We start from the raw sequence: 12,385 nt of genomic DNA, 5'->3' as shown, positions 1-12,385 counted from the left end.
CCCGACCGAACCCGAACCCCGAACACAGGAGACCGAGGAACACATGAGCAACGACGCTCCCCCCGCCGACACGAACTCGTCCCGTCTCGTGGACGCCGTCCGGCTGATCGCCCAGACCTGCGTCGACAACGAGGCGTACTTCTGCGACCTCGACGCGGTCGCGGGCGACGGCGACTTCGGCTACTCCCTGGCGCGCGGCTTCGAGACCGTCCTCGCCGACCTCGACCAGTTCGACCACGACGACCTCGGGGCGTTCCTGCAGAAGGTGGCCACGACGATGAGCAGCCGGATGGGCGGCACCTCGGGCCCGATCTGGGGCACCGCCTTCCTCCGTGCCGCGATCACGATGAAGGGCAAGAGCGAGACGACGCCCGACGACGCGGTCGCGATGCTCCGGGCCGCGATCGAGGGCATCAAGAAGCGCGGCGGCGCCGACGTCGGCGACAAGACCCTGCTCGACGCGCTCGTGCCCCTGACCGACGCCGTCGAGGCCGACGTCGCCGCGGGCACCGACGCGGCCGGGACTGCGCGGCACGCCGCCGAGGTCGCGCGGGCCGCCGCCGAGGCCACCGCGAGCCTCCAGGCACGACGGGGCCGCGCCTCCTACACGGGCGCGCGGAGCATCGGGTCCCCCGACCCCGGAGCGATCGCGGTCGCCGTGCTCGCCGAGCGCGTCGCGGGCGCGTGGTGACCCGGCACGTCCGACCGACTTCCCCTCCCCCTCCCACCACGGCGACACACGACGAAGTGAGGCACCCGCAATGAAGAAGTTCATCAACGACCCGAAGGCGTTCGTCCCCGAGATGCTCAAGGGCCTCGCCCTGGCGAACCCCGACACGCTCACCTACGACCCGAAGTACAACCTGATCGTCCGCGCCGACGCGCCGGACCAGGACAAGGTGTCGATCGTGCAGGGCTCGGGCTCCGGCCACGAGCCCGCCCACGTGATGGTCGTCGGCAAGGGCATGCTCGATGCTGCCTGCCCCGGAGACGTCTTCGCGGCCCCGCCGACCGACTACGTGGTCGAGGCGGCGCGTCGGGTCCAGAGCGAGAAGGGCGTGCTGCTGCTGGTCAACAACTACACCGGCGACAAGATGGCCTTCGAGATGGCCGAGGAGCTCGCCGACGCCGAGGGCATCAAGGTGAAGACCCTGTTCATCGACGACGACGTCGCCGTCAAGGACTCGACCTACACGATCGGCCGTCGAGGCGTGGCCGGCAACTTCTTCGTGATCAAGGCGGTCGGGGCGGCGGCCGAGGAGGGCGCCGACCTCGACGAGGTCGTCCGCGTCGGCGAGAAGGTCAACTCGGTCACGCGCACGATGGGCGTCGCCCTGACGGCCTGCACGCCTCCCTCGAAGGGCTCGCCGCTGTTCGAGCTGGGCGACGACGAGATCGAGGTCGGCGTCGGCATCCACGGCGAGCCGGGCCGGGCCCGTCAGAAGATCGTGCCCGCCGACGAGATCGTCGACCTGCTGCTCGAGCCCATCGTGTCCGATCTGCCGTTCTCGGACGGCGACGAGGTGGCTCTGATGGTCAACGGCCTCGGCGGCACTCCGATCAGCGAGCTGTACCTGCTCTACGGCATCGCCCACGAGAAGCTCGTCGCCCAGGGCATCACCCCGGTCCGCAGCTACGTCGGCGAGTACTGCACGTCGCTCGACATGGCCGGCGCGTCGATCACCCTGGTCAAGCTCGACGACGAGGTGAAGCGCCTGCTGGAGGCGCCGGCGGAGATCCCGCTGCGCACCTTCTAGGGACCGGGCACGGCCGTGGCCGCAGCTGCGGTCGCGGCTGTCCGGGGACCTATGCTCGCTGCATGCGCAGACCCAGGACAGCCGCGGCCAGGGCGCTCGGCACAGCCGCCGCGGGCATGGTCGTCCTCGCGCTCTCGCTGACGGGCTGCACGCCGGGCGAGTCCGGCGCCAGCGCTCCCCTCCTCGTCGAGACGATGCCGGCGGCCACGCCGGACCCGGACGGCTTCCCCGTCGGCGCGGCGCTCGACTACCAGCTCGGCGGCTCCTCCGACCCGCCGAGCGGCACCGGGATCGTCGTGCGGGACAGCACCGAGCAGCCTGCCTCCGGGGTGTGGAACGTCTGCTACGTGAACGGGTTCCAGACCCAGCCGGGCGTGGAGTGGCCCGACGAGTGGCTGCTGCACCGCTCCTCCGGCGAGCTGCTGGTCGACCCCGGCTGGCCCGACGAGCACCTCTTCGACCTCGCCGACGCGACCACGAGGGAGGCGGTGGCCGAACGGATGCGCGCGACCGTCCAGGGCTGCGCAGACGACGGCTTCGACGCCGTCGAGTTCGACAACCTCGACTCGTACACCCGGTCCGACGGCGCCTTCGACCTCGACGACGCGGTCGCCTTCGCGACCCTGCTCGTCGGCGAGGCCCACGACACCGGGCTGCTCGCCGGGCAGAAGAACACCGCCGAGCTGGAGGCGCGGGGCCGCGACGAGATCGGCTTCGACTTCGCGGTGGCCGAGGAGTGCGACCGCTACTCGGAGTGCGACGCCTACACGTCCGTCTACGGCGACCACGTGCTCGCGATCGAGTACACGGACGACCTGCGCGACACCGTCGAGGGGCTCTGCGCCCGGGCGACGACCCCGCGCAGCACCGTCGTGCGCGACCGCGACCTGGTGCCGGCCGACGACCCCGGGTACTCGTTCGCTCGCTGCTGAGCCGGCTACGCCTCGCGCGTGATCTCCACGGTCACGAACAGCGACGACGCGCCCGACCCCGCGTACACCCCGCGCAGCGGCGGCACGTCGCGGTAGTCGCGGCCGTGGCCGACGACCACGTGACGGTCGCCGATGTCGATCAGGTTCGTGGGGTCGTAGCCGTGCCAGGCTCCGCAGAACCACTCGATCCAGGCGTGCGACTCTCCCGTGACGGTCTCGCGGAGCTCCGCCGACGGCCGCGGGTGGAGGTACCCGCTGACGTACCGCGCCGGGATCCCCGCCGCGCGGAGCGCCCCCACGGTCACGTGCGCGATGTCCTGGCAGACCCCGGCCCGGGCGGCCCAGCTCTCGGCGGCCGTCGTCTTCACGTTGGTGACGCCGGGCAGGTACCGGACCGCGCCTCCTACCCTCTGGCAGATCTCCATCGCGGTCGAGCAGGGCGAGGTCGACGCCCCCTTCGCCTCGAGGGCCAGGTCGACGAGGTCGGCCGGCGGCGCCGTCAGCGGCGTCTGCTCGAGGTGCTCCACGAACTGGGCGGTGGCGCCGGCGACGCGGGCCAGGTCGTCCCAGCCCGTCGTCGTCTCGGGGTGCAGCACCGGCCGCAGCTCGACGGTCGAGGTCGCCGTCAGCGACAGCTGCCGGTGCGGCAGCAGCACCTCGAAGGCCGACACCCGGGTGCCCCAGTAGTCGACGTACTCGTGGGTCCCTGCGGCGGGGTCGATGCGGAGGTGCGACGAGAGCACGAACTGCCCCTCGGCGTGCGCCGGCAGCATGCGCGCCTCGTTGTAGCTCGCCACGGCCTCGCCGGCGTAGGAGAAGCCGGTGTGGTGGCGGATCCGCAGCCGGCTCACGATCGCTCACCGACCCAGGTCGGGGCCGCGCTGGTCGGGAAGTACCGCTGGCGGATGGCCTCGGAGGCGGCGCTCGTCGCCGCCTGGACGGCGTCCATCTGGGCCGGCAGGTCGTCGAGGATGTCGCCGATCGGCCGGAACTCGAGCTCGCTGCGCATCTGCCCGAGGATCCGCACTCCCCCGTCGGTCGCGATCACCCGCCCGTTCGACGGCTCGACCTCGCGGAGGCACGCCTCGGCACGGCTGACCGCGAACATCACGCTGCGCGGGAACAGCCGGTCGAGCAGCAGGAACTCCGCCGCGTTGCGGGCGCTCGGCACGCCCCGGTAGGTCCGCAGGTAGGCCTCGTAGGCACCGCACGAGCGGAGGATCGTCGTCCACGACGGCCCCGACGCCTCGGTCAGCGTGCGCGTCGCGAGCAGCCGCGCCGTCATGTCGGCGCGCTCGATCGACCGGCCCAGGGTGAAGAACTGCCACACCTCGTCGCGGCTGGTCGCGCTCTCGATGATGCCGACGGCGAGCGCGCTGCGCTCCCGCACCCAGGCGAAGAACTCGTGCACCTTGTCGTCCGCGACCTTTCGCGGCATGCGGGCGCGGGTCGTGTTGAGGCACTCCCACAGCTCGGTCGAGACGATCTCGCGGGCCCGTCGGGCGTTCTCCCTGGCGGCGCCGAGCGAGTAGGCGATGGAGGCCGGGTCGTGCCGGTCGACGGCCAGCCGGGCGAGCACGTCGCCGCGTGTCAGCGCCTCGTCGGAGGCGGCCTCGCTGCCCATCACCGCGAGCAGGCTGCGGCAGGCGGTGTCCTCGTCGATCCACGGGTCCTCGAGCAGCAGCTGCAGGTGCACGTCGAGGATGCGCGCCGTCCCGTCGGACCGCTCGATGTACCGGCCGATCCAGAAGAGGCTCTCGGCGATGCGGCTCAGCATGGTCGTCCTTCAGTCGTGGTCGTGGGTCTCTGCTGTTGCTCTTGCTGCTGCTGCTGCGCCTGCTGGTCGTTGCGGGGGTCGTCCTGGGGTGCGTGGTCGGGCGTGTGGTCCGCGGCCGCCGCTGCTGCCGCGGCCGCCGCCTCCGGCGTGATCACCGGGATCGACTGCGTCGGCGTCGTCTGCTCCGCGATGAGGGCGCTCACGTCGTGGCCTGCCCAGGCCGCCACGTCGCCGCCGACGATCCAGGTGTCCTTCGACCCGCCTCCCTGGCTGCTGTTCACGACGAGCTGGCCCGCGGGCAGGGCCACGCGCGTCAGCCCGCCCGGCAGCACCCAGACGTCGTCGCCGTCGTGCACGGCGAAGGGCCGGAGGTCGGCGTGGCGGGGCTGCAGGCCGTCGTCGACGAGGGTGGGGATGGTGCTCAGCTGCACGACGGGCTGCGCGATCCAGCCGCGCGGGTCCTGCTGCAGGCGGGTGCGCAGCTCGTCGAGCTCGCGTCGGCTCGCGGCCGGCCCGACGACCAGCCCCTTGCCGCCGGAGCCGTCGACCGGCTTGACCACGAGCTCGTCGAGGCGGTCGAGCACCTCCTCGAGGGCGCCGGGATCCTCGAGGCGCCAGGTGCGCACGTTCGGCAGCAGCGCCTCCTCGCCCAGGTAGTAGCGGATCAGCTCGGGCAGGTACGTGTAGACGAGCTTGTCGTCGGCGACGCCGTTGCCGACCGCGTTCGCGATGGTGACGGTGCCGAGGCGCGCGGCCATCAGCAGGCCGGGCGAGCCGAGCACGGAGTCGGCACGGAACTGCAGCGGGTCGAGGAACTCGTCGTCGACCCGGCGGTAGATCACGTCGACCCGCTCGGGACCGCCGGTCGTGCGCATGAACACCCGGCCGCCCGAGCAGTACAGGTCGCGGCCCTCGACGAGCTCGACGCCCATCAGCCGGGCCAGCAGGGTGTGCTCGTAGTAGGCCGAGTTGAAGACCCCGGGGGTCAGCACGACCACCGTCGGCTCGTCGACCCCCGACGGCGCGCTCTTCTTGAGGGCGGCGAGGAGGCGGGCGGGATAGTCGCCCACGGGGCGCACCTTCATCGAGACGAAGAGCTCGGGCAGCGTCTGTGCCATCACCCGCCGGTTCGAGATCACGTAGCTGACGCCGCTGGGCACGCGGACGTTGTCCTCGAGGACGCACCAGGCGCCGGCCTCGTCACGGATCAGGTCGATGCCGCTGACCTGGATGCGCACGCCGTTCGCGGGGTCGATGCCCGCGGCCTGGCGGTGGAAGTGGCTCGAGCTGGTGATGAGCCCCGCGGGGATCACCCCGTCGGCGACGGCGCGCTGCGGCCCGTAGACGTCGGCGAGGAACGCCTCCAGCGCCTTGACCCGCTGCTTCACGCCCTTCTCGACGTCCAGCCACTCGTCGTGCTCGATCACGCGGGGCACGGCGTCGAGCGGGAACGGTCGCTCCTCGCCCGCGAAGTCGAAGGTGACGCCCTGCGCGAGGTACGAGTCGGCGAGGGCTGCGGTGCGGCCGCGCAGGTCGTCCTGCGTCATGCCCTCGAGGGTCGCGTGGATCTCCTGGTACGCCCGGCGGACCTCGCGGTCGGAGGCGAACATCTCGTCCCAGGCGGGCGCCGGCTGCCTGATGGAGGAGCCCCGGGCCGGGGTCGCCGCGGCGTAGCGGTCGAAGAGGTCTGCCATGGCTCGACGCTACTGACGGGGTGTTGCCAGGGTGTTTCCGGGCGGTTGCGGGCGGGGACGGGGCTCCCGGCGGGGCCAGGTCGGGGCCGGTCGGAGCTCGCCGGGGGCCCGGTCGAGCCGCCGAGCGAGTTCTCGGCGGTCTCATCCGCACGGGCGAGACGCCGCACAGGCGCGGGGACTACCGTCGAGGCAACACGTCAACGTTCCCTGGGAGGACCCATGAGTTTCCGATTCTTGCTCATCGCCATCATCGCGTTCATCGCCTACACCTTCGGCGCGAAGGCCGGGCACGGTCGCTACAAGCAGATCTCGGGCTACGTCGGCTCGTTCTGGAACGACCCCCAGGTGAAGAAGGCGCGCAAGAGCGCCAAGAAGAACGTCGCTGTCGCCCGCAAGGCCGCGATCAAGAAGGCCAAGAAGGCCTCGCGCTGACCTGAGCACGCGTACGTCGACGAGGCCCGTCCCGCTGAGCGGGGCGGGCCTCGTCGTGTGCGCGGCAGGCGCCGCCAGTGCGTCCGGACCCGCGGAACCCGCGCAGACCCTCGCGCGCGCCGAGGGGTGCGCGCGGGTCCGAGGGGTGCGGCCACGTGGGCGCCGCCGCGGTCGGCGCCGCGCTGCGGGCGCTGCGGGCGCTGCGGGCGCTGCGGGCGCTGCCGTAGCGTGGGCGGATGATCCCCGACGCGTCCTCGGCCGGTGACGACCGCCTCCTCGTGGTGCCGGAGCCCGTGCTCGCCGCGGCCGACGGCGACACCGTCACGCCGGTGTGGCTGAACGAGGCAGGAGGCGTGACGTACCGCCTCGGGGACGGTCCCGACCGGCGGTTCGCCAAGTGGGCGCCGCACGGCAGCGGGCTCGACCTGCACGCCGAGGAGATGCGCCTGCGCTGGGCCGTCGAGCACGCCGTCGTGCCGCGGGTGCTCGAGATCGGCAGCGACGACGAGGGCGACCACCTCGTGACCGCGGGCCTGCCGGGCCGCAGCGCCGTCGACCTGCGGTGGGTGCGCGACCCGGAGCGTGCGGTGCGGGCGGCGGGGCACGGGCTCCGCGTGCTGCACGACGCCCTGCCGGTGGACGGCTGCCCGTTCAGCTGGTCGGTGGAGGACCGGATCGCGACGAGTGCGCGGGCGCGCACCGCGCCTCCGTCGTCGCACCCCGACTCGCTCGGGCCGGCCCCCGAGGTCGACCGGCTCGTGGTCTGCCACGGCGACGCGTGCGTGCCGAACACGCTGCTGCTCGACGACGGGACGTGGTCGGGCCACGTCGACCTCGACGCGCTCGGGGCCGCCGACCGCTGGGCCGACATCGCCGTCGCGACGATGAGCCTCGAGTGGAACTACGGCCCCGGCTGGGACGCCGTCTGGCTCGACGCCTACGGGATCGACCCCGACCCGCTGCGGACCGCCTTCTACCGGGGGTTCTGGGACGCGACCTGAGGCGCTGGCCGCCGACTACGCGCCGAACCGCGCAGCCCAGGCGTCGAGGTGCTCGAAGACGGCGGACTGGGCCGCGAGCGACGCACGCCAGTCGTCGCCGAGCGTGAGCCCGTGATCGGCCCCCGGGACGGTGACGACGTCTGCTCGGGTCACCAGCTCGGCGGGCCGCCAGAACGGGTCGGCGTCGCCGGCCACGACGAGGTGCTCCGGGCCGGCGTCGCCGAGCGCCGTCCGGACGGCGACGTCGGTGCTGAGCGGCGTGAGCCACGCGCCGGCGAGGCCCTCGCGGAGCGCCCACGGCAGGGCGAGCGTGCCGAGCGACTTGGCCACGACGACGCACGGGCCGTGCGCCCCGGCGGCGCGGGCCGACTCGCGAGCCGCGACCGCCTCCTCCTCGATCAGCGGGACGGGGTCGCCCTCACCGGAGCGGGCGTCGAACGACCACGTGACCGCCTCGACGTGCCAGCCGCGGGCGGCGAGGACGGCCCCCGACCAGGCGAGCAGCGGCGCCGTGACCGCGTAGCCGGCTCCGGGCAGCAGCAGGGCGACGGGCGACCGTGGCTCACGGGCGGCGGCGAGGGTGCGCGACGACATGCCCCGAGCCTAGGAGGCGCGGTGTCCACCGGCGAGGACAGGACGCCGGTCAGGCGGCGGTGCGGCCGCGAGCCCGCCAGCGGCGGGCCAGGTCGCGGCCGTAGAGCACGGCGGCGACGTAGTGCCCGACGAGCCCGAGCAGCAGCACGAAGCTGCTCACGACGACGAGCAGCTGGCCGAGCGCCTCAGGGCCGTCGCCGCCCTCGGAGCCGCGCCACTGGGCCACGACCGCGACGCCGACGAGCAGCATCAGCAGGCCGACGAAGATCAGGGCGGTGCGGACCTTGCCCACCCACGTCACGGGGAAGGAGGCGCCCCCGAACGCGATCAGCGCGATCAGGCTCAGCACCACGTCGGGCAGCAGGATCAGCACGAACACCGGCCAGCTGAGCAGTCCGCCCAGCCAGAAGGCCAGCACCACGACGATGACGGTGAGCCGGTCGGCCACCGGGTCGAGCCAGGCGCCCAGCTCGGAGGTGGTGTGCGTGCGGCGCGCGACGAAGCCGTCGACGAAGTCGGTGAGGAACACGACCGCGATGACGACCATCGACGACCAGTAGTGCTCGCCGACGATGAGCACGACGAAGACCGGCAGCAGGAGGAGGCGGAGGGCCGTGATCGCGTTCGGCACGGTCCGCCACTCGTCGGTGCGGAAGAGGCGGTCGACGAGCTGCACGGGGGCTCCTGGGTTCAGGCTCCCTGCGGGCTGCCGGGGCGCATCCGATCCTACGGGGACCACCGAGTCGGTCGACGCACCGGTCACGCGTGCACGAGAGGTCACGCGTGGACGGGAGGTCTCGGGAGGCGCGGACGGGGCCTCGGGGGGACGCGGCGGGTCAGTACCCGTAGTCCTGCAGGCTGCCGGGCGACGTGTCGCCGTACAGGTACACGTAGCACAGCACGCTGTGGTCGCCCTCGCTCCAGCTCTCCTCCGTGGGGGTCAGGTAGAGGTAATCGACTTCGGACTCCTCCCACGGGAGCCCGACGTAGCCCTCGAACGCGCCGTAGCAGAGGTCGTCGGCCTCGACCGCGGTCTCGTCGTCGCCGGGGTAGGCGGCCGTGCCGCTGAGCTCGTCCTGCAGGAAGACCTCGTTCTGGTGGTCCTCGTCGCACGAGCGGAGGTCGACCATCGAGACCTGGTCGGCCGACGCGTCGGCAGCGCCGAACGAGAAGCAGTCGCCGACCGTGAGCTCCTCGATGCCGGTGTCGGGGACGGCATCGGGGTCGACGCCGGGGGCGGAGCCTGCCACGACCTCGCTCGCCAGGGATCCGACGCCGTGCACCACCGCGGCTGAGATCCCGCCGAGCACGAGGACGGATGCCGCGACGATGCCGCCGATGAGCAGGCCCCGGTTGCGTGGCCTCGACGGTGCGGCCGGGGGCCAGGCCCCGTGAGGCGGGGCCGCGCCGTAGACCGGGGCCGCGTGGGGGACGTAGGCGTTCGGTGCGGGGTAGCCCGGCCACGCCCCGGCCGGCGGCGTCGACGACGCCTGGGGCGCGTAGGGCGCGGGCGCCGGCGCGCCGAACGCGGCCGGGCCGGGGATCGCGGGAGGAGCGGAACGGGACGTGCGCGTGAACGGAGCGTCCGCCTCCTGCGCGCCGATCGCCTCGACCCAGCGCCAGACGGAGGCGACGACCGCGGTCGCGACGACGGGGGCCTCGGCCTGCAGCGGCACGGCGAGGAACTCGCGACGGCGCTCGCCCGGAGGGGTCTCGCCGCCCTGGTCGGCCCAGAGGCCCGCGACGAACCAGGACGCGCCGTCGTCGGCGAGGTCGAGGAACGCGCGGTGGCCGAGACGGACCCGGACCGCCCCACGCGGGTCGGCCGAGTACACGGACGGGACGACGGCGATCTCGGCCCCCGTCAGGCCGTGGCGCAGCAGGCCGGCCAGGCGCTCGAGGTCGGCGGGCGTGGGAGGGATCGACGGCGACACGGGCTGCTCCTGACGGGCGGGGCCGGGTGCGACGGCTCCTCGACGGCGGACCGGGTACGTCCGCCGCGAGGATCGTATCCCGCGCCGCCGACCTCGGACAGACCTCGATCGGGGGCGGACGCACGACGGCGTGCGCCCTGCAGGTGCAGGGCACACGCCGTGGCGTGGCCGGAGGTGCCGGGCCGGGGCTCTCGCTCCGTCTCGGCGAGCGTGCCGAGGAGGCGCCCCGAGGTCAGCGCGAGACGGACTCGAGCGTCGGGTAGTCGGTGTAGCCGGTCGCCCCGTCGGCGTAGAACGTGGCCGGGTTCGGCTCGTTGAGCTCCGTCTCGCGCTCCCAGCGGGCGACGAGGTCGGGGTTCGCGATGGCCATGCGGCCCACGGCGACGGCGTCGGCGTGGCCGTTCTCGACCAGGTCCTTCGCCTCGGCCAGGTCGGTGACCGTGCCGAAGCCGCTGTTGAGCACGACCGCCTGGCCGAAGCGGCGACGGAGGCGCTGGACGAGCTCGCCGCGCGGGTCGGAGTGCAGCACGCTCATGTAGGCGAGGCCGAGAGGGGCGAGGCCGTCCATCAGGGCGTCGTAGGTCGCGGTCACGTCGTCGAGGTCGGTCTCGACGACGTCCTGGATGTTGTGCATCGGCGAGATGCGGATGCCGACGCGGCCGGCGCCGATCGCGGCGGAGACGGCCTCGGCCACCTCGATGCCGAGGCGGGCGCGCGCGGCGGGGCTGCCGCCGTACTCGTCGGTGCGGACGTTCGACACGGGCGAGAGGAACTCGTGCAGCAGGTAGCCGTTGGCGCTGTGCAGCTCGACACCGTCGAGGCCGGCCTCGAGGACGGCGCGCTTCGAGGCGGTGACGAAGTCCTGCACGGTCTGGCGCACCTCCTCGGTGGTGAGGGCGTGCGGCACGGGGTAGGCGGCCTTGCCGGAGGGCACGTGCAGCTGGCCGTCGATGGCGACGGCGCTCGGGCCGACGATCCGCTCGGTGCCGGTGACGTCGGGGTGCGAGACGCGGCCGGCGTGCATCACCTGCATGACGATGGTGCCGCCCTTCGCGTGCACCTCGTCGGCGACGCGCTTCCAGCCGGCGACCTGCTCGTCGGTGACGATGCCGGGCTGGCCGGTGTAGCCCTTGCCCTCCTGGGTCGGGTAGGTGCCCTCGGTGACGATCATGCCGAGGGTGGCCCGCTGGCCGTAGTGCTCGACCACGATGTCGCCGGGCACGTCGCCCGCGTCGGCGCGGGTGCGGGTCAGCGGCGCCATGGTGACGCGGTTCGAGAGGACGAGGTCGCCGAGGACGGCGGAGGAGAAGAGATCCACGAAGGGGTCCTTTCCGGTGGTGAGGGAGGAGGTGGCCGCGTCGCCTCGCGACGCGTCAGGGAGAGTGCCCGTCGTCGCGCACCTGCGACCCAACCCGGGTCACGGCGCGGTCATTCCGTCCGACGAGCACGGAGGAGGAAGTTCTCAGGAACGCAGCCTCAGGAACGCAGCCCCGGGGAGGCAGCTCCGGGGGCGCGGCCTCAGGGAGGCAGCTCCGGGAGCGCAGCCCCCGGGAGCGGTCACCCGGTGAAGGCGGTGTGCACCGCAGCGATGTCGTCGCCGCCGTGCCCTCGGTCGGAGGCGGTGCCGTAGAGACCGGCCAGCGCCTCCAGCAGGGCGGTGTCGAACCCGGCGTCGGCCGCGGTCGCGGCCTCGCGCATCAGCGAGACGTCCTTGCGGAGACCGTCGAGCGCGAACTGCGCGGGGAACTCGCCGGCGATCATGCTGGCGCCCTTGAGGTGCGCGTAAGGGGTGTCGGCCTGCCCGCCCTCGATCGCGTCGAGGAACAGCTGCGGGTCGAGCCCGAGCGTCCGGGTCAGGGCCAGCGACTGGGCGGTCGCGGCGGTGACGGACGCGATCCACGCGTTGGCGGCGAGCTTGAGCGCCGTGCCCTGGCCGACGGAGTCGCCCGCGGCGATCGTCTTCGCGCCCATCGCGTCGAGCACGGGCTGCACCCGGGCCAGGAGGTCGGGGGCGCCGGCGGCGAGCATGACCAGCGTGCCGGTCTCGGCGGGCTTCTTGGTGCCGAGCATCATCGCCTCGACCAGCGGCACGCCGCGCTCGGCGGCGAGGTCGACGACCCGCGCGGTGTCGGCGGCGCCGATCGTGCTCGCCTGGACCCAGACGGGGCCGTCGGCCTCGGTGCCGGCGGCGGTCGGGTCGGAGGCGGCGGTCGCGTCGGCCGTGGAGGTCGCCTCGCGCAGCACGCTGAGCACGGCCTCGCCGC

13 protein-coding genes are annotated in these 12,385 nt (G+C 73.4%); 5 read left to right on the top strand and 8 right to left on the bottom strand.

Annotated features, from left to right (window positions below; genetic code table 11):
- Window positions 1-43: 43 nt before the first annotated feature.
- From dhaL to IFT77_RS13620, 3 genes are all read left to right on the top strand, one after another.
- Entirely contained in the window at window positions 44-691 is a 648-nt protein-coding gene (gene dhaL / locus IFT77_RS13630) for a dihydroxyacetone kinase subunit DhaL (protein ID WP_192042416.1), read from the top strand.
- A gap of 70 nt (window positions 692-761) precedes the next feature.
- Window positions 762-1,757 carry a dihydroxyacetone kinase subunit DhaK gene (gene dhaK, locus IFT77_RS13625; protein WP_192042415.1) on the top strand — a complete coding sequence of 332 codons (996 nt, stop codon included), beginning with the start codon at window positions 762-764 and terminating at the stop codon, window positions 1,755-1,757.
- A gap of 62 nt (window positions 1,758-1,819) precedes the next feature.
- Entirely contained in the window at window positions 1,820-2,689 is an 870-nt protein-coding gene (locus IFT77_RS13620) for an endo alpha-1,4 polygalactosaminidase (protein ID WP_192042414.1), read from the top strand.
- A gap of 5 nt (window positions 2,690-2,694) precedes the next feature.
- Here IFT77_RS13620 and IFT77_RS13615 read toward each other — a convergent pair whose 3' ends face one another.
- The 3 genes from IFT77_RS13615 to IFT77_RS13605 are packed head-to-tail and all read right to left on the bottom strand — an operon-like array spanning window position 2,695 to window position 6,160.
- Window positions 2,695-3,540 carry a transglutaminase family protein gene (locus tag IFT77_RS13615; RefSeq protein WP_123547111.1) on the bottom strand — a complete coding sequence of 282 codons (846 nt, stop codon included), beginning with the start codon at window positions 3,538-3,540 and terminating at the stop codon, window positions 2,695-2,697.
- Entirely contained in the window at window positions 3,537-4,466 is a 930-nt protein-coding gene (locus IFT77_RS13610; protein WP_192042413.1) for an alpha-E domain-containing protein, read from the bottom strand. The genes IFT77_RS13615 and IFT77_RS13610 overlap by 4 nt, the downstream gene beginning before the upstream one ends.
- Window positions 4,460-6,160, bottom strand: a complete 1,701-nt coding sequence (locus IFT77_RS13605; protein ID WP_192042412.1) for a circularly permuted type 2 ATP-grasp protein — start codon at window positions 6,158-6,160, stop codon at window positions 4,460-4,462. The genes IFT77_RS13610 and IFT77_RS13605 overlap by 7 nt, the downstream gene beginning before the upstream one ends.
- A gap of 219 nt (window positions 6,161-6,379) precedes the next feature.
- Here IFT77_RS13605 and IFT77_RS13600 point away from each other — a divergent pair, with 219 nt between their 5' ends.
- Window positions 6,380-6,592 (top strand): hypothetical protein, encoded by a 213-nt coding sequence (locus tag IFT77_RS13600; protein ID WP_123547114.1) that lies wholly within the window; start codon window positions 6,380-6,382, stop codon window positions 6,590-6,592.
- Window positions 6,593-6,828: 236 nt separating this feature from the next.
- The gene (locus tag IFT77_RS13595; protein WP_192170295.1) at window positions 6,829-7,593 is read left to right on the top strand and encodes an aminoglycoside 3'-phosphotransferase; all 765 of its coding nucleotides are present in this window, start codon (window positions 6,829-6,831) and stop codon (window positions 7,591-7,593) included.
- Between the two features lie 15 nt (window positions 7,594-7,608).
- Here the strand turns inward: IFT77_RS13595 and IFT77_RS13590 are convergent, their stop codons facing one another.
- The 5 genes from IFT77_RS13590 to IFT77_RS13570 all read right to left on the bottom strand — a co-directional run.
- The gene (locus tag IFT77_RS13590) at window positions 7,609-8,187 is read right to left on the bottom strand and encodes a hypothetical protein (RefSeq protein ID WP_244638821.1); all 579 of its coding nucleotides are present in this window, start codon (window positions 8,185-8,187) and stop codon (window positions 7,609-7,611) included.
- Between the two features lie 49 nt (window positions 8,188-8,236).
- Window positions 8,237-8,863 (bottom strand): CDP-alcohol phosphatidyltransferase family protein, encoded by a 627-nt coding sequence (locus IFT77_RS13585; protein ID WP_192042410.1) that lies wholly within the window; start codon window positions 8,861-8,863, stop codon window positions 8,237-8,239.
- 160 nt (window positions 8,864-9,023) lie between these two features.
- On the bottom strand, window positions 9,024-10,121 hold the full coding sequence (locus tag IFT77_RS17540) for a septum formation family protein (RefSeq protein ID WP_192170294.1): 1,098 nt from the start codon (window positions 10,119-10,121) through the stop codon (window positions 9,024-9,026).
- Between the two features lie 232 nt (window positions 10,122-10,353).
- Entirely contained in the window at window positions 10,354-11,439 is a 1,086-nt protein-coding gene (locus tag IFT77_RS13575; protein ID WP_192170293.1) for an alkene reductase, read from the bottom strand.
- Window positions 11,440-11,678: 239 nt separating this feature from the next.
- Window positions 11,679-12,385 (bottom strand): NAD(P)-dependent oxidoreductase (locus IFT77_RS13570; RefSeq protein WP_192170292.1); only part of this gene is annotated, 707 nt, incomplete at its 5' end.

Origin of the sequence: Frigoribacterium sp. CFBP 13729 (genome assembly GCF_014841875.1) — a bacterium.
Taxonomy (GTDB): domain Bacteria; phylum Actinomycetota; class Actinomycetes; order Actinomycetales; family Microbacteriaceae; genus Frigoribacterium.
Note: the sequence above shows the minus strand (reverse complement) of the source record. Positions and strands in the feature narration are given on the sequence as shown.